We start from the raw sequence: 18,111 nt of genomic DNA, 5'->3' as shown, positions 1-18,111 counted from the left end.
GCAACGTTGCGGGAACCGAGGTTCGTTCAGGCCGCTTTCCGGCGGTTGGTGTCGGCCGCTTGTTCTTCTGATGCAGCGTTCATCCGAGCAACTTGTTGAGTCAGACGTTTTAGATCGCGACGCATCTCGGGCAGTTTGCGTTGGACGGCCATGATCTGCATTTGATCGCGTTGCGGTGTCGCGGGCGAACCCAAGTAAACCTGATTGGGCGCCAAATCGTCCATCACTCCGGCTTGAGCACCGACGATGACGCCGTCGGCCAATGCGATGTGGTCTTTCAATCCGACTTGGCCGGCCAACACGACATAGTCGCCGGTCGTGCAACTTCCCGCGATTCCAACTTGGCTGCACAGAAGGTTGTGTCGACCGATTTGACAGTTGTGGGCGATCATGACTTGGTTGTCGATCTTGGTGCCCTCGCCGATTCGGGTGGCTCCATAGGTGCCGCGATCGATCGTCGAACTGGCTCCCACTTCCACATCATTTTCGATCACGACGTAGCCCAGTTGTGCTGTGGGAACATGTCGTCCATCGATCATCTTGTATCCAAAACCATGAGCACCCACGACGGTGCCGGCATGCAAGGTGACTCGCTCGCCGAGTTGGCAATAGGCGTACAGAGTCACATTCGGATGCAGTGTGCAGTCCGCATCGATTTGGCAACCAGCCGCGATCGTGACTCCCGCTGCGATGGTGCATCCAGGACCGATTTCAACATTGGCACCAACATTGGCCGAAGGATGCACTTGGCTGCTCGGATGAACTTTGGCGGTCGGGTCGATTCCGCTGACTGTCATCGCGTCATCGAGAGCCGGGCGAAAGTGCCCGACCAATTGTGTGAACGCCGCATGAGGATCGTCGACCAGGATTTGCAATCGAATCGGCGATTCAGCCACGTATTCGGGCGCGATCACCGCGATGGCTTTGCTTTTCGACAATTGACCCACGTGGTTGGCTTGGTCGATCAACGTGATTTCTTGAGGTCCCGCTTCGGCCGGAGGCGCGGCGCCGGTGCAAACTGTTGCCAACGATTCAGCGCTCAGAGATTTTCCTTGGACCGCGTCGCCGGACGAATCGGTGGCGTTGGGAGGGCAATCGCTGAAGTCGAGCAGTCGACCACCAACCAAGTCGGCGATCTCTTGCAGTGACAGTCCATTGGAAGACGCCATTTGAAAAATCCTTTTTTCGTGACGTGTGTCGGGGTGCGGTGCGAGACTGTGGGTGACTTCTTTGTAGCGGCAACCCATAAATTGACGCAACGTGAATCGTCGGTCTTGCGACGGTTCGTCAGAAAGGACTAGTACAGGGCTGCATGACGCGCGTTGGTGTTCAACCTGCGCGTTTTCCGAATGGCTCCAGCACCCAGTCGCTAACGATGCCCAGCCCTGCTCTTCGCAACGATTCTTATCTTTCGCCCGCCTCCCCGGTTTCGGTCGGCTCGCCGTCGCACGCCAACGATGCGTCCACTGAGAACCCAAATGGCCTGCGGATTTTCAATCCAAACGAGAATGCAGCAGCGGGATCGGCGATTCAGCCGGTTCGCCAAAGTCGATGGACGATTTGGAGCTGTTTGACCGCCTCGCTGATTGCCGGCACCATTTTCGCCACGCTGACCGGGTGCCAGTGGGCCGCGGGAAGTCAGAACACTCAGGGTGCGGCTCTGTACAACCAAGGTCAATACACAGCGGCGATGGAGCAATTCCAAAAAGCAATTGCGTCGGATCCGACGGACTCGGACGGTTACTACAATTTGGCCGCGACGACGCATCGATTGGGAAACCAGCGACAAGACCCGAATTTGATTCGTCAAAGCGAAGCTCTTTACAACCAATGCTTGGACCACGACCCCAATCACGTCGACTGTCATCGCGGTTTGGCGGTTTTGCTGGTCGATTCCGGACGTCCTGACCGAGCCTTCACGCTGCTGAAGAACTGGGCCGCCCAAAACCCTGCCTTGGCCGAACCACGTATCGAACTGGCTCGCCTTTACGAAGAACACGGCGAACCACAAACCGCACTGAAGTACTTGGAAGACGCCGTGCAACAAGACGCCAACAACGCTCGGGCGTGGTTGGCTCTGGCTCGCTTGCGAGAAGCCAGCAACGATCCGGTCCAGGCACTGCAAAACTACCAGCGTGCTCTCGCCCTTGGCGGAGGTGTTTTGGGACCCAACGGTGCGATGGTCAGCGAGCGAGTGGCCGCCCTCAGCCGCCAAATCAACTCGACCCGCGATGCGGCGTCGTTCAATGCGGGTGGCACCCAAATGGCCGCTCCGGCCGGATTCGGCTCGTCTCGCTATTGAGTTCCCCCTCGGTTTTCTCCGTGAATCCAGCGATCGGCGTTTCCAGACCTCAACTCGAGCGAGAACCGCGGCCCTTCGCGTCTGGAACAGTGGGATAGGCTAGCGAACGAATTTGGGGACAATGTTGGGTTGGATTTCCCTTCACTCCCCCGATTGCCTGCCCGATTCTCATGAAATCAATGGACGCCTTGGTGTCGTTGTGCAAACGACGCGGTTTTCTTTTCCAATCCAGCGAAATTTACGGCGGTGTCCAAGGCTTCTGGGACTACGGGCCGTTGGGCGTGGAGCTGAAACGCAACCTGAAGGATGCGTGGTGGCACGACATGATCTCCGGGCACAACGAATTGGTGCCGCCCGCCGGTGCTCCGTCCACCTTTGAAATGGTGGGCCTGGATTGCACGATCATCATGCACCCGCAAGTCTGGAAGTGCAGCGGCCACTACGACCTGTTCCACGATCACATGGTCGATTGTCGCGAGTCGAAAAAGCGTTACCGCTTTGACCAAGTTCGCGGACGTTTTGTGGAATACCAAGGCACGAAAATTTTCGTTTCGACGCTTGCCGAAATTGAGCAAGAAGAAGACGAAGTGCGTCGCCGCGGACTGAAGTACTTCAAACTTCGCGCGAAAAACGCAGATGAACTGACCATCGAAAAAGAATCGCTGACGCTGGACAAGCTCGACTCGACTGAGAACGTTTTGGCGCCCGACGCGAAGGCACTCGGAACGTTGACCGAGCCTCGTGAATTCAACTTGATGTTCAAAACCACCTTGGGTGCGTTGGGCGGCGAAGAGGACACAACCTTCCTCCGTCCAGAGACCGCGCAGGGAATTTTTGTCAACTTCAAAAACGTCGTCGACAGCTCTCGCGTTCGCATCCCGTTCGGAATTGGCCAAACCGGCAAGAGCTTCCGCAATGAGATTACGCCGCGAAACTTCACGTTCCGCTCTCGCGAATTCGAGCAAATGGAAATTGAGTTTTTCTGCCATCCTGATCAGTCGCAGGAGTGGTACCGGTACTGGCGAGATCGCCGGATGGCTTGGTACACCAAACTCGGTTTGTCCGACGAATCATTGATCATGCGGGAGCACCACACCGAGGAACTGGCTCACTACAGCGTCGGAACCGCCGACATCGAGTACGCGTTCCCGTTCCTGCCCGAAGGCGAATATGGCGAGCTGGAAGGGATCGCGCACCGCGGCGATTTCGACCTCCGCAGCCACATGGAAGGCAAGCTTGATCCGTCAACCAATCCAATGACCGTGGAACTGAATGAGCACGGAAAACCCAAGTATCGCGGCAGCGGCAAGGACCTCGCTTACCGGGACGACATCACGAACGAAAAGTTCGTCCCGCACGTGATCGAGCCTTCTGCAGGTGCGGACCGTGCTGCACTCGCGTTCCTCTGCGAAGCGTACACGGAAGACGAAGCGCCCGACGAAAACGGCAAGATGCAAACTCGAACGGTCATGAAATTGGACCCGCGTTTGGCACCGATCAAAGCCGCCGTATTCCCGCTCGTTAAGAAGGACGGGATGCCGGAAGTCGCGCAAGAGATCTACGGTGCGCTCAAAGAGCATTACAACGTCTTCTACGACGCCAAAGGTGCGGTGGGTCGACGTTACCGTCGCCAAGACGAAGCCGGAACGCCTTACTGCATCACCGTCGATGGCGATTCCCTGACGGACAAAACCGTCACCATCCGCGACCGAGACACCCTGGAACAAACCCGAGTCAAAATCGACGACGTCGTTTCCGAAATCCAGTCGCGAATGAAGGCCTCCACCTGATCCAGTCCGATGATCGGATCGAATTCACGACGAACTAGATGCAGTCAAAATCCCGTTTTGACTGCTGGTCGGCTCTGAGTGCTCATCGTCAGGCGCGCCGCCGCTTTTTGGTGTGCCACCTTTGGAATGCAGTGTTTGCCCGATCAGGCTGCGCGAGCGACGAACTGTGATTGGCGAGTACGTTGCATCGCGGATTTCCAGCAAATATTTCTCGAGCGGCTTCCGTCGAGAATTCCTGCATAGTCCTCCCCGAGCACGCGATCGTAAGTCAAGGCAGCGGTCAGTGCATCGTTCTTCCCGTCGATTGCGGCCGTGATTCGCTTGCGATGCATCATGGTGCGTAGCTTCTCAATTCGCTGACTGTATTTTTTGATCTTTCCGGCGACAGCAACGCTCGCATCATCCGCCTCAGCGAGTTCCGTTTGAGTCCCGGTCTTTTCTGCATATTCCGCCATTTGATCGGAGAGCTTTTTCGCTGTTTCATGATCTCCGGGACGGGCTGAGTTGAGCACGTAGTGATACCAAGCACGGTAGTCGGGACGTTCAATTTGTTGCGGCGAAATCTCGCGGATCGTTTCGAGCGTCGAGAAGAATGCGTGAGGGACGGTCACTGCATAACCAATCGCATCACACAGAAAATCCTGCTTGTTTTCTTGTTGAAACATCTGAGCAGGTTTGCAGCGAGGGTCGCCCGCTTTGTAAGCATGGTGGGCTCCGCCTGTGCTGACGGGGCTATAGCCATTGAGTGTGAAGGGGTGAGCTACGTGCAGGGCGTGAGCGTTCCTCAAGACTGCTTGGTACGTGACGTAGACATCCGGGTTGCTGCTTGCAAAGCAGATTCCATCCTCCGTCTCGATGCTACGCAGAAACTGCCTTGAAATGCATCCATGGTAAATGGCCGGTTTTGGGCCAAGTGCCCCAAGGTTGCAATCAAGCAATTGTTGTCTGGAGTGATCGCTGTCAACGGTTTCCACTTCGCCGTACAGGCTGTTGCGTTGAAACTTCAGGCTGCCAGTGCGTTTCCCATATCCGTTGACGGGCCAACCATACGTAGGTCGGTCCCAGCTCAATGAGTCGGGGCGATGTTGCTCGAGGATCTGCCGAAGAAAGCGAAATTGACCGGGCAAAATGCAATCATCGTCACCGATGTAGATGACGTAGTCACCGCTGCAATGTTGCAACGCGAATTCGAAGTTTTGACGCATCGAAATTCGCTCTCCAGTATTGATGTACTTGAAGCGATTGTCATTGATCTCGTTGGCAACTTCGCGGGTATGGTCATTGCTAGCATTGTCGCTAACGATGAGTTCGAACTGGTCGTCTTCGATCTGCAGCCCCGTTTGCAAAGATTCTTTGAGGTAATCAGCGCGTTCCCGAGTTGGGATGATGAGGCTAATGATCACGGCGAGCTCTCAATGATGATGGAGTTGCGGGAGTGGGACTGCCCGGTTGGGAAGGGCGCGAAGGGAAACACCCGAGCAAAACGCTGGGATGGATCAGACTTCATTAGCAACCCTATGCGGGAGCGGTCAATGTCGAGTGAGGCCTCCGAGATGCAATTCATGTTTCGGTATTGTTGGCAAATGTAAGAAACGGTAAGGTTTCACGCACTTCGAGTGCCCAAAGGCGTGGAACTCACTCGTGCTTCAATGACTAAAGGAATGGTCAATGTCGATTGTATTGCTTGCCGGTGGACTCGGCACAAGATTGCAGGAAGAAACCACCAGTCGGCCCAAGCCCATGGTCGAGATCGGAGGGCGTCCGATCTTGTGGCATATCATGAAGCACTTCGCCCACCATGGCCAAGATGAGTTCAATGTCGCGTGTGGCTACATGGGCGACTTCATCAAGAACTATTTCCTCGACCAGTACAACTTGTCCGGTGATTTATCGATTGATTTCGGTCGCAACGTGGTTGCCCGCAAGGAAACCGAAGCGGAAAGCTGGCGTGTCAATTTGTTTGACACTGGGATCGACACTCAGACTGGTGGTCGATTGTTGCGTCTGAAGTCGCGATTGGACTCCGGCACATTTATGCTGACCTACGGCGACGGTGTCAGTGACGTCGATGTGGAAGCCTTGCTTGATTTCCATCGTTCGCACGGAAGATTGGCAACGGTCACCGCCGTCCGTCCACCAGCACGTTTTGGTGGGCTGATCATGAATGGCGATTTCGTGGATCACTTCACCGAAAAACCCGTTTCAGGCGAAGGCTGGATCAACGGCGGGTTCTTGGTTCTCGAGCCGGGGATTTTCGACTACTTGTCATGCGACCGCGACAGCTTGGAAGCGGATGCGCTTGAGCGGGTTGCGGCGGATGGCCAACTGGCCGCGTATCGCCACGATGGCTTTTGGCAGTGCATGGACACTCTTCGTGACAAGCACTATCTGCAGCGTTTGTGGGATGAGGACCGGGCTCCGTGGCGTACTTGGGATCGGGATGTGCAAGAACCACGTCTGCGAATTGGTCCCACTAAAGCCAGAGCGGCTTAGGGCCCGAGCTTGGCGGGACCACCGTCAGCAATCTCCACCTTCGTTTCCGAAATCTCAACCGTCTCAATTATTACGAGCAGATCATGGATGTTTCCAGCACCAGCAAAGCAACTTTTCAACCAAGCTTTTGGAGAGATCGTTCGGTACTGGTGACTGGCGCGACCGGATTGGTAGGTGGCTGGTTGGTGAAGCGGTTGCTCGAAGCTGAAGCCGACGTCATTTGTCTCATTCGGGATTGGACACCGAACGCAGAGATTGTTCGTTGCGGTGACATTGATCGAGTGACCGTCGTACGCGGAGACATCTGCGATCAAGAGTGCCTGGAGCGTGTCTTAGGTGAACACGAAGTGTCGACCGTGATGCATTTGGCGGCTCAAACGATCGTCGGCATTGCCAATCGAAATCCTGTTTCGACCTTTGAAGCCAACATCGGTGGCACCTGGAAGTTGATGGAAGCCTGTCGGCGCAGCCCGAAGGTAGAGCAAGTCGTTGTTGCATCCTCGGATAAAGCCTATGGCGACGCGAAAGTATTGCCGTACACCGAAGACACTCCTTTGGCAGGAATGCATCCGTATGATGTCAGTAAGTCTTGCGGCGATTTGATTGCTCAGACCTATGCGAACACTTACGATTTACCAGTCTGCGTGACACGCTGTGGGAACTTCTACGGTGGCGGCGATTTGAATTGGAACCGCATTATTCCCGGGACCATTCGCTCGGTTTTGCGTGACGAAGCCCCGGTCATTCGATCCGATGGTTCGTTTGTCCGCGATTATTTTTACGTGGAAGACGGTGCCACCGCCTACATGCACTTGGCAGAACAGATGGCGGAGCGACCCGAGCTCAACGGCGAAGCATTCAACCTTTCTACTGAGATTCAAGTCTCTGTTTTGGAGCTGGTCGATCAAGTTCTCGAGACGATGGGGTCGGCGCTTCAGCCAAAGGTATTGGGCGAAGCGTCCAACGAGATCCAGCACCAATACTTGGACGCCAGCAAAGCTCGGGAAATGCTGAGCTGGAAGCCCGATTTTGCCTTGAACGAGGGATTAGCTCGAACGATTCAGTGGTATCAAAATTACTTTGAAAATCATCAAAGGCAGAGTCCCGCGATTGCGAGAGTCTCTCGGTCAACCGCCGCGGCCTGATCGATCCAGGTTTCAAGCCATCCCTGAATTCGCCCATGCAAACCTGCCAGCACGAGTCACTTCGTTCGCTTTAGGAATCCATCTGGAGCGACGGTGATCAACAGCTTGTCGTTGTAGGTTTTGTCGATCGAGAAGTTATCGTTGTCGCCAATGTATTGGTGAACGGCTGTTTTCGCATTGTCGCCTTTGCCCCATGGTCGGTCGGGAAACATTCCTTCAGGAAGGTCTTCAATGATTGTGTCGAAGACAACGCAGTAGCTGCCCACGGTTGTCATCGGGGCGTAGGCTTTTAGCTCAGCCAAGACATGGTCGTGGGTGTGGTTACTGTCCAGAAACACCAGCACCCGACTCTTTCCGCTGGCGAGTTCGGCAATCTGGGCGACGATCTCGGGGGCGATGCTCGAGCCTTGGATCATTTCAATGCGTTTTGACATTGGGTGGTCTTCGATCGCTTGGCGATTGTGGTCGCGAATATCGATGTCGACTCCCACCACTTTTGCATCCTGGCTTCCGCCACACGCGGCGTTCAGTTCCAGCAAGGAAGCTGAAAGAATCAACGATCCGCCGTGAGCGATCCCTGTTTCGATGATCAGCTCAGGTTGGGTTGCCCAGATCAATTCTTGAACCGCAACGATGTCTTGTGGGTACTGGATGATCGGACGACCCAGCCACTCAAAGTGATACGAATACTTGTGGGCGTTTGCCTCGTTGATCCAATTCTTTGTGGCGTCTTGTAGATCTTGTGACTTGCCCTGCAGTTGGACTTCTTTGTCACATTCCGATTTGAATTCTTCGTATGGTGTCATGAGTCGGCTTTCCTAATGTTAATTCTTACTTCGTATTTAGTTCCGTCTGCTTCGAACCAGCATGACGGGTGTTCGTCAAATGTACGGGCACGCAAACGATTGAGTAGCTCTTCCGCCTGGTACGTTTGCTTGAGAAAAACTTGGCTAGCAGGCTCCAGTTCCGATGAATGATGGAAGCTGCCCTTGCTTAAATCTTGTGGTGTTCTGGCGAATTGAAGTGACCGAATTTTCGGGTAGGTCTCCCGAAATAGATCGAGCATCGTCGATTGAGCTCGGTGAAAAAGTGATTCACCATTATCTTCCCAATCGTAGGCGATTTGGCGCTGAGCCACGATGTCACCGTTGTCGACCCCTTGTTCGACCATGTGAAGTGTGACTCCGAAGGGTGCTTTTTCGACGATGGCCCAAAAGTTGTAGTGTTTGCCTCGGTTGAATGGCAGCAAACTGGGGTGGGTGTTTATGAAGCCGTGCCGTGGAAAGTCGAGGAACGCCTGACGAATCAGTTGGGGCCACCAGGCCAAAATGCCCAAGTCTGGTGCGATTGACCTTGTCCCGGCAAAATCGAGAACCTGTTGCTCGGAACGAAATGCAACCGCCGGAACATCGTGCTGCTTAGCCGCTTCAGTAATGCTGTTTTCTTGTGTCGTAACAACGAGGCAAAGATCGTCTGCGTAGTGCTGCAGCAGCCAGTCGGCGATTTGAGTCCCAACGTGTCCATCGGCAAAGAGAGCAAGTTTCATTTCAAAAGCTCCCAGTCGGTTTCAGATCTCGGACAATGGCTGCAACACGGTGAATGTCAGAGTCTTCTATGTCGTGATAGCTGGGCAGATTGAAGGAGCGTTTGGGCAAGTCGTATGAATTGACGTTCTCAGGTTTGCTATCGAAAAAGTCGAGGCTGCTCAGCGGGTGGAAGAACACTCTGGCATCAACGTTTTCGGACCGGAATCGTTCGGCGAGTGTGTCGCTGGTGATGCCAGAGTCTGGAGAACAGACGATAGATGGCATCCAGGCTCCGTTGACTGTGCCTTCGTCTTCTGGATTCAACGAGATCCAGTCAAGGTCCGACAATTCAGATCGGTAGGCTGACATGATTTCGCGTTTGCGGCTGATGAGCGAGTCGATGCGTTCCATTTGCGCGCATCCAATCGCAGCTTGGATGTTCGACATTTTGTATTTGAAGCCAACCATGTCTGGCCAAAACTGTTTCGTCTGAGACCGAGCACGACCATGATTGGAAAGCGTCAAAACAGTCTCATACAGCTCAGCGTCATTGGTCACGAACATGCCGCCTTCACCGGTGGTCAGTGTCTTTGTGCCGTGGAACGAGAATGTTCCGAAGCGGCCGATGCTTCCGGCTCGCCGTCCATGGTGTTCCGAACCAATCGCTTCGGCTGAGTCTTCGATGATCGGCAGGTTCTTGCGTTCCCCCAAATCGCACAGAGACTGCATGTCACAAACATTGCCGTACAGGTGGACGGCAATGATGGCTTTTGTCTTGCTAGTGATCGCCGCCTCGGCTTTTTCCGGATCAATGCACCATGAATCTTTCAGGACGTCGACAAATACCGGTGTTGCACCCAAGTGAACGATGGGTGCTGCAGTCGCGATCCAGTTGGTGTCGGCCAGGATCACTTCGTCGCCTGGTCCAATTCCTAGTGCGGCCAGTCCCATGTGGATCGCGCCAGTGCAACTGGAGGTCGCGATGGCATGGTCAACACCGAGGTGTTCTCGGAACGCTTGTTCAAAGCGGCCGATGTATTCATAGCACTTCGCACCCCATCCGTTTTCGGCAGCGTCTGTTGCGTAACGGACCTCGAGGTCCGTGATGGATGGTTTGGTGTAGTGAATCCTGGGTTTCATAAGATCTTCAGGCTTGGGATAGCGCTCACCAGTTGGGCGTTCCACTGTCGTGTGTAGTCGAGTTGGTTCGCGATTTCATCGAGGAGGTTCCAAGGAAGAACCACGATGTAGTCGGGTTGCTTCAAACGCAATTCGTCCTCATTGACGATCGGAATTCGGCTGCCAGGCATGTACTTGTCTTGCTTCGCAGGGTTGCGATCGACCACAAATTGGATCAAGTCGGGACGGATGCCGGCATAGTTGAGAAGCGTGTTTCCCTTGGCCGCAGCACCATAGGCCGCCACGCTCTTTCCCGCTTTCTTAGCGTCGATGAGAAAGCGGATGAACTCGTCTTTGACTTTGTTTGTCTTTTTCTGAAACCCAAGGTAAAAGTCGGTGGTGGTTAGTCCGAGGCTTGCTTCTGACTGAAGTACTTCATTAACACCGGAAGTCGCGGCTCTTTGCCCGGTTTCGGTGCGTTGGGCGAACACGCGGAGGCTGCCGCCATGAGTGTTCAATGGTTGAACATCGAACACTTGCAATCCGTTGGATTCGAACACCGCTTTTACCGCGGTCAGTGATAGGTACGAAAAGTGTTCATGGTAAATCGTGTCAAACTGGCTTTCCTGGACCAGCTTCACCAAGTGTGGAAATTCAAATGTGGCAACACCATCGTCCCGAAGCAAAATGCTGAAGCCGCGAACAAAATCGTTGATGTCAGGGACGTGCGCGAGAACATTGTTGGCGGCGGTGAGGTCCGCTCGTTTGCCTTGTTCAACGAGTTCGGTCGCCAAGGCAACACCGAAGAATTGTTCGACGACTTCGATTCCCTTTTCGCGAGCGGCTTGGGCTGTACTCGCCGTGGGTTCGATGCCGAGGCAAGGGACGCCGGCTGCCTGAACGTACTGAAGCAAATATCCGTCATTGGCAGCGACTTCTACGACATGACTGCTTTGATCGAGTGAGAACCGCTCGATCATTTCATGCACGTACTTTTCGCTGTGGGTCAGCCAACTGGTTGAAAAGCCACTGAAGTATGCATACTGCGAATCAAACAATTCTTCTGCGTTGGAAAAGTCCTCGGTTTGGACAAGCCAACATTGCTCGCACACAAGGACACGCAGCGGGAACCATTTTTCAGGGGACAGCAGTGATTCTTGTGTGAGGTAGGCGTTGGACGGCGGAGCACTTCCAAGCTCCACAAATGGGAGTGTCAGCGGATGATGGCAATGTCGGCATTTCATAGTTGGATTCCGTTGAAACCGTCCTCGAGTTTCGGATGGCGGTTGTCGCGGTCAGAGCGTTGCGAGATTTCCAGGGGCCATTGAATCGCTAGACCAGAGTCTGTTGCATCCAAACCTGCTTCTGATTCCGCGTTGTAGAACGCAGTGTGCAAGTACAGCAATTCACAGTCATCAGTGAGTGTTTGAAAACCATGTGCAAACCCCTCGGGAATGAACATGGTGCGATGATTGGATTCACTGAGTGTGGCACCGTGCCATTGCAAATACGATTGGGAGCCGGGACGCAAGTCGACTGCCACATCGAAGATCTCACCACGCAAACAGCTGACGATCTTCTTTTCACAATGCGGTGGCTGTTGGAAATGCATTCCTCGGACAGTGCCACGCTGCTGCGTCAAAGTCCGATTGATTTGAACGATTGAAGAGCCGTCCAGCAATTCGCCGAGGTCTGCGTCGCAGTGCATTCGCTCCAAGAAACCACGGTGATCGCCGATCGGCTGTCGCTCAAGAACAATCAAGTCCTTGAGTGGCGTGGTTTGAATCTGAAAGCGATTGGTCATGAGTTTCCGGCGGTCCATCCTGGATGATTCACCAAGAGTCACGACGGACATGTCGATCGTTCCGCCTGCGAATGCCATGTGGCGGCGCGGGAAAGGGGGTCGATCATCAACTGATCGATCCGCATGTCCTGCGGAGGGTGAATTTGCCGCTCAAGGTAACGGTTTTGCGTGCCAGTTCAATCATGCTGACACCAAGAGGGAGCCGCTCAGGCCATGCCGGTGAAGAGGTGGCGTTTGATGGCGGCGGCTCTTGGGGTGAGTTGGTCGGTGGCTTGCGTTTGGGATTTTGCAGAAGCCGGTGGGGTGCGATCGGATTGGTCGAAGTCGATCAACTCCAACTCGCCGTTTCCGTATTCGACCATCGCGGTGGCGTTTTCGACCCAGTCGCCCAGGTTGAAGTACAGCGGTCGTTTGGCGTCGGGATTGTCCGATGTCGGACTGAGGCGTCGCACGGTCGGAATGTGGATGTGACCGCAAACGATTGCGTCGCAGTCGTTTTCGCAAGCGTGTTGGCGAACCTTTGATTTGAATCCGCTGACCCACTGCACGATTCGTTTGGTGGTTTGCTTCAAATAGCGACTGATTCGGCGGGGCTTCATCCGAAGCAGCTTCAACACACGATTGATTGCCCGATCAGCGGTCAGCAGCATTGTGTAAAGGAAGGTGCCAATCAGTGAGAGCCAGTGGGCCTTCCGCTCGACCTTGTCAAATTGGTCACCGTGAAGCACCACCACTCGGCGGCCGTCAACGGTTTCGTGGACGAATTGCTCACCGACGGTCACGTCGTCTGATTCGGCGGTTTCGGGCCAATCGACGTGCCGTAGGTAATCGTCGTGGTTCCCGGGTGTGTAGTGAATCGACGTTCCTTCGGCAGCCAATTCAGCCAGTCGGTTCAGCAACCGGTCGTAGATCGGCGGCCAATACGGCTGCATGTGCAGCACGCGAGCGTCGATGAAATCGCCGACGAGATACAAGTGTTCAGGCGAATGGCTGTTGAGAAAGTTCAGCAGACGGTCGACTTGGGCGTGTCGCAGACCGAGGTGGACGTCACTGATGAAAATCGAGCGAACCGTCCGTGTTGCTGAGCGATCTTCCGCTGAGTTCGCAGGCGCGGCTGCCGCGCTGGATCGCGCAAAAGGTCCCGTTCGCCGGCGGCGAGGGGGCATGACGGTGGACGATTGGTTGGGCAAAAAAGTGATCAACAGGGTGGTCCATCGGGCCAAACGAAGGTCAACGTGTTCCTCGTCAGGATAACCACTGATGTCAAAAGTCGAGTCCCAATGATTCGAAAGAAGAAATCAATTCACGAAAAAATCATTCGTTGCTTCCCGCACCTGGCCGTTTCGAGTCGTTCTTTTCGTTCCCGAAAGCCCGTGAGCGACGCTATGGGCAGCTTACCTACGACAATCCGCAGTTTGCCGGACCTATCAGGCTGGCGTGACGGTTTGATCGCATTTGCGAAAACGCGGGATCGGCTATGGGGGACACTTTCGCGACAGATGGTCGCAGTTGAGTGGAACCAATCCCGCGGCTCTCTAGGCTGAACTGTCCCAAAGGCGTAAACTTCGAGGGTTGAGCCGATTCAACCGGTGGGGAGGACGCTTCAGCGTGTTGCCTGAGACGGTGAATCACGGTTCTCAGATTGGCCAGTTTCCACCTCAAGAAGACCTGGACCCACGTGTCTGAACTCACTCGTTCGCAATCGTTTTTCCTGCGTCACGAATTTGCCATTCGACGACTGCACTCGCTGACCGGGATCGTGCCGCTGGGCTTGTACATGGTCATTCACTTGACCACCAACGCCAGCCTGCTCAACGGGACGGAAACGTTCCAGCGGGCGGTATTCATGATTCACAGCCTGGGGAATTTGCTCCCCGTGGTGGAATGGGGCGGGATCTTCGCTCCGTTGCTGTTCCACGCCATTTTGGGCGTTTGGATCATCCGAACGGGCAAATCGAACCTGGGAAACTATCAGTTCACGGGCAACCGACGTTATGTCTGGCAGCGCTGGACCGGTTTAATTGCTCTGGTGTTCTTGATGAGCCATGTGTTGCACCTTCACGGTTGGTTCCATGCCGGATTCTGGTTGGCCATTGTGGAGCCGCTCGGGTTCGCGAGTTTCCACCCTTACAACGCCGCGTCCTCTTTGGGCGAAGCGATGCAGGGTTACGTCTGGCCGGCGTTTTACTTGGCTGGTGTCCTGGCGACGGTTTATCACTTGGCCAATGGCATTTGGACCGCAGGAATCACCTGGGGATTTTGGGTTTCGCCACAGGCTCAACAACGTGCCACCAAGGTTTGCACGGTTTTCGGTGTGATTTTGGCAGTGGTTGGAACTGCGGCTTGGTGGGGTGCGGTTCGCATGGACGCCGATGACATTGCTCAGGCACAAGCCGATGAGGCGATCATGTACGAAGCGGCCAAGGAAACTGGATTGGCCTACGACATGCCAGAAAAACGAACCCCCGTCGAAGACGCCGATGCCGAAGCCGCGAGTGCATCGGATTCGAGCGAAGACGCGATCACCGAATAAGTTTGCAACCACCCATTTTGATTCTCTGAAGGAAACGTTCCATGGCACAATCCAACTCGCCCACCCGCGTGGTTGTCGTTGGGGGTGGTTTGGCCGGTTTGGCGTCGACAATGAAGTTGACCGAGCTGGGCGCCCAAGTCGACTTGATCAGTTTGACACCCGTCAAACGTTCGCACAGCGTGTGCGCGCAGGGCGGCATCAACAGCTGCAACGACGCGACTCGGCAACTGGGCGACGATGAGTGGAAGCACCTCGACGACACGGTCTACGGTGGTGACTTTTTGAATCACCAGCCGCCCGTCAAAGAGATGGCATATTGGGCACCCAAGGTCATCGAGTTGATGGACCGTTTGGGCGTGCCGTTCAACCGCACAGGCGAAGGTTTCATCGATCGTCGACGATTCGGCGGAACACTTTACAAACGAACCGCATTCGCGGGAGCGACGACGGGGCAACAGTTGTTGTACGCCTTGGACGAACAAGTCCGTCGCCAAGAAGCAGAAGGCAACGTCCGCAAATTTGAATTCTGGGATTTCCTCGGACCCATCCAAGATGAAACTGGTCGTTGCCGCGGCGTGGTCGCTCAAGACATGGTGTCGATGGAAATCAAAGCTTTCCCAGCCGACGCGGTTGTGGTCGCCACCGGCGGATGCGGCCTGATCTACGGCCGTAGCACGATGAGCGTGTTCTGCACGGGCAGCGCAGCAAGTCGTTGTTTCCAAGTCGGAGCCAAGTATGCCAACGCGGAATTCATTCAGGTTCACCCAACGGCGATTCCAGGTGCTGACAAGCTGCGTTTGATGAGCGAATCGGCTCGTGGTGAAGGCGGACGCGTTTGGGTTCCACGCACGCCTCAGGATTCTCGCGGTCCTCGCGACATTCCCGAAGCGGATCGCTACTACTTCTTGGAAGAACGCTATCCCGAGTACGGGAACCTCGTCCCTCGCGACATTGCGACCCGTGAAATCTTTGACATCTGCGTCAACGAAGGGCTCAGCGTCGAAGACGATCGCATGTGCGTGTACCTCGATCTGACGCACATCCCGCGTCACGAGCTGGATCGCAAGCTCGGGGGCATCTTGGAAATCTACGAGAAGTTCCAAGGCGTCGACCCACGCGACGAACCCATGAAGATTTTCCCGGCTGTTCACTACAGCATGGGCGGTTTGTGGGCGGATTACGTCAAGGGCGAAGACGGCGGTTTGGAAGCGGGGGCACCTCGCAACCACATGACCAGCATCGATGGTTTGTACGCAATCGGTGAGTGCGACTACCACTATCACGGCGCAAACCGTTTGGGTGCAAACTCGTTGTTGTCGTGCATCTTCACCGGGTTGTTCACCGGTTCGTCGATCATGAACTACTCGGCGTCGCAGAAATCCGGCGCGGACGACGTGCCTCAATCGTTGCTTGATTCCGCGGTGAAGGCCGAACAAGATCGCCACGATCATCTGCTCAATGGCAACGCGGGAAGCGATGAGAATCCTTACCTGATTCACCAAGAGTTGGGCGATTTGATGACTCGCGTCGCGACCGTGGTTCGTCGCAACGACCAGTTGGAAGAAGCCATCAAAAAGGTCGACGAACTGCACGAACGAGCGATGAAGGTTTCGCTTGCCGATACCGGATCGTGGACCAACCAAAACGTGATTTTCGCGAAATCGCTGCAGGACATGTTCCCGCTGGCGAAGGCGTTGCTGAAAGGGGCTTTGCAGCGTGACGAATGCCGCGGGGCTCACTTCAAGCCGGACTTTAAAAAGCCATCGCTGACGTCCGAAGATCCCGTTGAACGCCGTCGTCAAGCGGAAGCTTGGTGCGACGAGTTCGAGGCCAACAACGAGAAGTACCTCAAGAGCACCGTTGCAACCTGGAATGCCAGCACCAATCAGCCCGATCTTGCGTACGAAGATGTTGACACGACACTGATTCCACCACGCCCGCGTTTGTACGGATTGGTTGGTGCCGAGGCGATCGAAGAAGTCTGGAACGAACGAGCCGCGAAAAAGTTGGCTCAGTCGAAATCAGGGTCCGGGTTGGTGGGAGCCAACTGAGTTCTTGTTTGTAGCCAGTCGCTTTCGACCGATCGCTTTGTCCACCGCACCGCCACTCAACCACCTTTTGAATTCTTGATCCGATGATTGCTCTCGACCCTTCGACGAAGAAACGACCCGAGTTCATCAACGTTCGTGTGCGCCGTCAGGACGCTCCCGGAGAAGCTCCGTACTGGGAACTGCACAAGATCAAGTATGAGCCGGAAATGAACGTGATCAGCGTTCTGCAGCGGATCGCAGCTCAGTCGACCAACCGCGACGGAAAGAAGGTCACTCCGGTCGCTTGGGATTGTGGTTGCTTGGAAGAGGTTTGTGGTTCATGCACGATGGTTATCAACGGCCGAGTTCGTCAAAGCTGCAGTGCGTTGGTTGATCGTCTTCTCGCGGACAATCCCGACGAAGTCGTTCTGGAGCCGATGAGCAAATTCCCCGTGGTTCGCGACTTGGTTGTCGATCGTGCTCGGTTGTTTCAAGGGCTGGAACGAGTCAAAGCCTGGGTGCCTGTCGACAGCTATTACAACATGGGGTCCGGCGAGCGGATTCTGCGAGAGGACCAAGAACGCAACTACCCGCTCAGCCAATGCATGAGCTGTGGTTGCTGCTTGGAAGCATGTCCGCAATACACCAAGATTGAATTGACGCAGAAGCCAGGCGAAACGGACCAGGAGTTCGAGGCTCGGAAGCAGGCGGCCCACTCCGAAGCGTTTGTTGGGCCGCACGCGATCTCGCAGGCAATGCTGTTCAACAACCATCCCACCGGGAAATCATTGGCTGGCGAACGTTTGGATGCGTTGGAAGGACCTGGCGGTTTAGCATCGTGTGGGAACGCTCAGAACTGCGTCGCAGTTTGCCCGAAGGAAATTCCGCTGACCACGTCCATCGCACGAGCCGGGCGAGCAACGACGCTGCACGCGATTAAGAAGTGGTTTGACAAGTAATTGCGTTGGCTGCGGTTTCGTTGGCTGCAATATCTCTGGGCCGCCCCGAACACCCTGATCGGAATCACGATCGGATTGTTGTTGGGCGGACGCATCGTCTGGGTTTCGGGCGTAGCTGAAATCCACGGACGCTGGATTGCCCGAGGGCTGCGATCGATGCCTGTTCCCGCCGCGGCCATGACGCTCGGCCACGTTGTGCTGGGTTGCACGCCCGCCGATTTAGATCGAACTCGGCTGCATGAACGAGTTCACGTGCAGCAGTACGAACGGTGGGGCCCCTTCTTCTTGCCCGCTTATCTCGGTGCTTCGTTGGTGTTGAAGCTGATGGGTCGCGACGCGTATCGCGGCAACCCCTTCGAGATCGAAGCTTACGCAGTGGATGACCCGTCAAAGCGAAGCTTCTGATGCAT

16 protein-coding genes are annotated in these 18,111 nt (G+C 55.1%); 8 read left to right on the top strand and 8 right to left on the bottom strand.

Annotated elements, in window-relative coordinates:
• Nucleotides 1–26: 26 nt before the first annotated feature.
• Nucleotides 27–1,169 carry a UDP-3-O-(3-hydroxymyristoyl)glucosamine N-acyltransferase gene (lpxD, locus tag CEE69_RS16670; protein WP_099261810.1) on the bottom strand — a complete coding sequence of 381 codons (1,143 nt, stop codon included), beginning with the start codon at nt 1,167–1,169 and terminating at the stop codon, nt 27–29.
• A gap of 206 nt (nt 1,170–1,375) precedes the next feature.
• Between lpxD and CEE69_RS16660 the strand changes: the two genes are divergently transcribed.
• Together CEE69_RS16660 and CEE69_RS16655 are read left to right on the top strand one after the other, a co-directional pair.
• Nucleotides 1,376–2,302, top strand: coding sequence for a tetratricopeptide repeat protein (locus CEE69_RS16660; RefSeq protein WP_233215307.1), 927 nt, complete (start codon nt 1,376–1,378; stop codon nt 2,300–2,302).
• Nucleotides 2,303–2,481: 179 nt separating this feature from the next.
• Entirely contained in the window at nt 2,482–4,092 is a 1,611-nt protein-coding gene (locus tag CEE69_RS16655; protein WP_099261748.1) for a glycine--tRNA ligase, read from the top strand.
• A 143-nt stretch (nt 4,093–4,235) separates the two neighbouring features.
• Here CEE69_RS16655 and CEE69_RS16650 read toward each other — a convergent pair whose 3' ends face one another.
• The gene (locus tag CEE69_RS16650) at nt 4,236–5,495 is read right to left on the bottom strand and encodes a glycosyltransferase family 2 protein (RefSeq protein WP_099261747.1); all 1,260 of its coding nucleotides are present in this window, start codon (nt 5,493–5,495) and stop codon (nt 4,236–4,238) included.
• A gap of 265 nt (nt 5,496–5,760) precedes the next feature.
• Between CEE69_RS16650 and rfbF the strand changes: the two genes are divergently transcribed.
• Together rfbF and CEE69_RS16640 are read left to right on the top strand one after the other, a co-directional pair.
• Nucleotides 5,761–6,585 carry a glucose-1-phosphate cytidylyltransferase gene (gene rfbF / locus CEE69_RS16645; protein WP_099261746.1) on the top strand — a complete coding sequence of 275 codons (825 nt, stop codon included), beginning with the start codon at nt 5,761–5,763 and terminating at the stop codon, nt 6,583–6,585.
• 83 nt (nt 6,586–6,668) lie between these two features.
• Nucleotides 6,669–7,730: an NAD-dependent epimerase/dehydratase family protein gene (locus tag CEE69_RS16640; RefSeq protein WP_099261745.1), complete on the top strand. Its 1,062-nt coding sequence runs from the start codon at nt 6,669–6,671 to the stop codon at nt 7,728–7,730.
• A gap of 56 nt (nt 7,731–7,786) precedes the next feature.
• Here CEE69_RS16640 and CEE69_RS16635 read toward each other — a convergent pair whose 3' ends face one another.
• The 6 genes from CEE69_RS16635 to CEE69_RS16610 form a co-directional block, all read right to left on the bottom strand.
• Complete coding sequence (locus CEE69_RS16635) at nt 7,787–8,536, bottom strand: cephalosporin hydroxylase family protein (protein WP_099261744.1); 750 nt, start codon at nt 8,534–8,536, stop codon at nt 7,787–7,789.
• Nucleotides 8,533–9,276 carry a formyltransferase family protein gene (locus CEE69_RS16630; RefSeq protein ID WP_099261743.1) on the bottom strand — a complete coding sequence of 248 codons (744 nt, stop codon included), beginning with the start codon at nt 9,274–9,276 and terminating at the stop codon, nt 8,533–8,535. Before CEE69_RS16630 ends, CEE69_RS16635 begins: the two co-directional genes overlap by 4 nt.
• A 1-nt stretch (nt 9,277) precedes the next feature.
• Nucleotides 9,278–10,396, bottom strand: a complete 1,119-nt coding sequence (locus tag CEE69_RS16625; RefSeq protein ID WP_099261742.1) for a DegT/DnrJ/EryC1/StrS family aminotransferase — start codon at nt 10,394–10,396, stop codon at nt 9,278–9,280.
• The gene (locus CEE69_RS16620; RefSeq protein ID WP_099261741.1) at nt 10,393–11,619 is read right to left on the bottom strand and encodes a class I SAM-dependent methyltransferase; all 1,227 of its coding nucleotides are present in this window, start codon (nt 11,617–11,619) and stop codon (nt 10,393–10,395) included. Before CEE69_RS16620 ends, CEE69_RS16625 begins: the two co-directional genes overlap by 4 nt.
• Nucleotides 11,616–12,179 (bottom strand): dTDP-4-dehydrorhamnose 3,5-epimerase family protein, encoded by a 564-nt coding sequence (locus CEE69_RS16615; RefSeq protein WP_099261809.1) that lies wholly within the window; start codon nt 12,177–12,179, stop codon nt 11,616–11,618. Before CEE69_RS16615 ends, CEE69_RS16620 begins: the two co-directional genes overlap by 4 nt.
• A 206-nt stretch (nt 12,180–12,385) precedes the next feature.
• Nucleotides 12,386–13,381: a UDP-2,3-diacylglucosamine diphosphatase gene (locus CEE69_RS16610; protein ID WP_099261808.1), complete on the bottom strand. Its 996-nt coding sequence runs from the start codon at nt 13,379–13,381 to the stop codon at nt 12,386–12,388.
• 476 nt (nt 13,382–13,857) lie between these two features.
• Between CEE69_RS16610 and CEE69_RS16605 the strand changes: the two genes are divergently transcribed.
• From CEE69_RS16605 to CEE69_RS16590, 4 genes are all read left to right on the top strand, one after another.
• A complete protein-coding gene (locus CEE69_RS16605) occupies nt 13,858–14,712 on the top strand; it encodes a succinate dehydrogenase cytochrome b558 subunit (protein ID WP_099261807.1) in 855 nt (284 codons plus the stop codon).
• Nucleotides 14,713–14,753: 41 nt separating this feature from the next.
• The gene (sdhA, locus tag CEE69_RS16600) at nt 14,754–16,763 is read left to right on the top strand and encodes a succinate dehydrogenase flavoprotein subunit (protein ID WP_099261740.1); all 2,010 of its coding nucleotides are present in this window, start codon (nt 14,754–14,756) and stop codon (nt 16,761–16,763) included.
• A gap of 83 nt (nt 16,764–16,846) precedes the next feature.
• A complete protein-coding gene (gene sdhB / locus CEE69_RS16595) occupies nt 16,847–17,701 on the top strand; it encodes a succinate dehydrogenase iron-sulfur subunit (protein WP_099261739.1) in 855 nt (284 codons plus the stop codon).
• Nucleotides 17,702–18,106, top strand: a complete 405-nt coding sequence (locus CEE69_RS16590) for a hypothetical protein (protein ID WP_233215306.1) — start codon at nt 17,702–17,704, stop codon at nt 18,104–18,106.
• The last annotated feature ends 5 nt before the right edge of the window (nt 18,107–18,111 follow it).

This window comes from Rhodopirellula bahusiensis, from assembly GCF_002727185.1.
Lineage (GTDB): Bacteria > Planctomycetota > Planctomycetia > Pirellulales > Pirellulaceae > Rhodopirellula > Rhodopirellula bahusiensis.
The sequence above is the reverse complement of the archived record's forward strand: the minus strand, read 5'-3'. Positions and strand labels throughout refer to the sequence as shown.

Excerpts from the sequence above, each read along its gene's own strand:
- CEE69_RS16620 (WP_099261741.1), bottom strand. The coding sequence starts at position 11,619 with ATGAAATGCCGACATTGCCATCATCCGCTGACACTCCCATTTGTGGAG.
- CEE69_RS16660 (WP_233215307.1), top strand. The coding sequence starts at position 1,376 with ATGCCCAGCCCTGCTCTTCGCAACGATTCTTATCTTTCGCCCGCCTCC.
- CEE69_RS16615 (WP_099261809.1), bottom strand. The coding sequence starts at position 12,179 with ATGACCAATCGCTTTCAGATTCAAACCACGCCACTCAAGGACTTGATT.
- rfbF (WP_099261746.1), top strand. The coding sequence starts at position 5,761 with ATGTCGATTGTATTGCTTGCCGGTGGACTCGGCACAAGATTGCAGGAA.
- sdhB (WP_099261739.1), top strand. The coding sequence starts at position 16,847 with ATGATTGCTCTCGACCCTTCGACGAAGAAACGACCCGAGTTCATCAAC.
- CEE69_RS16635 (WP_099261744.1), bottom strand. The coding sequence starts at position 8,536 with ATGACACCATACGAAGAATTCAAATCGGAATGTGACAAAGAAGTCCAA.
- sdhA (WP_099261740.1), top strand. The coding sequence starts at position 14,754 with ATGGCACAATCCAACTCGCCCACCCGCGTGGTTGTCGTTGGGGGTGGT.
- CEE69_RS16630 (WP_099261743.1), bottom strand. The coding sequence starts at position 9,276 with ATGAAACTTGCTCTCTTTGCCGATGGACACGTTGGGACTCAAATCGCC.
- lpxD (WP_099261810.1), bottom strand. The coding sequence starts at position 1,169 with ATGGCGTCTTCCAATGGACTGTCACTGCAAGAGATCGCCGACTTGGTT.
- CEE69_RS16655 (WP_099261748.1), top strand. The coding sequence starts at position 2,482 with ATGGACGCCTTGGTGTCGTTGTGCAAACGACGCGGTTTTCTTTTCCAA.
- CEE69_RS16625 (WP_099261742.1), bottom strand. The coding sequence starts at position 10,396 with ATGAAACCCAGGATTCACTACACCAAACCATCCATCACGGACCTCGAG.
- CEE69_RS16640 (WP_099261745.1), top strand. The coding sequence starts at position 6,669 with ATGGATGTTTCCAGCACCAGCAAAGCAACTTTTCAACCAAGCTTTTGG.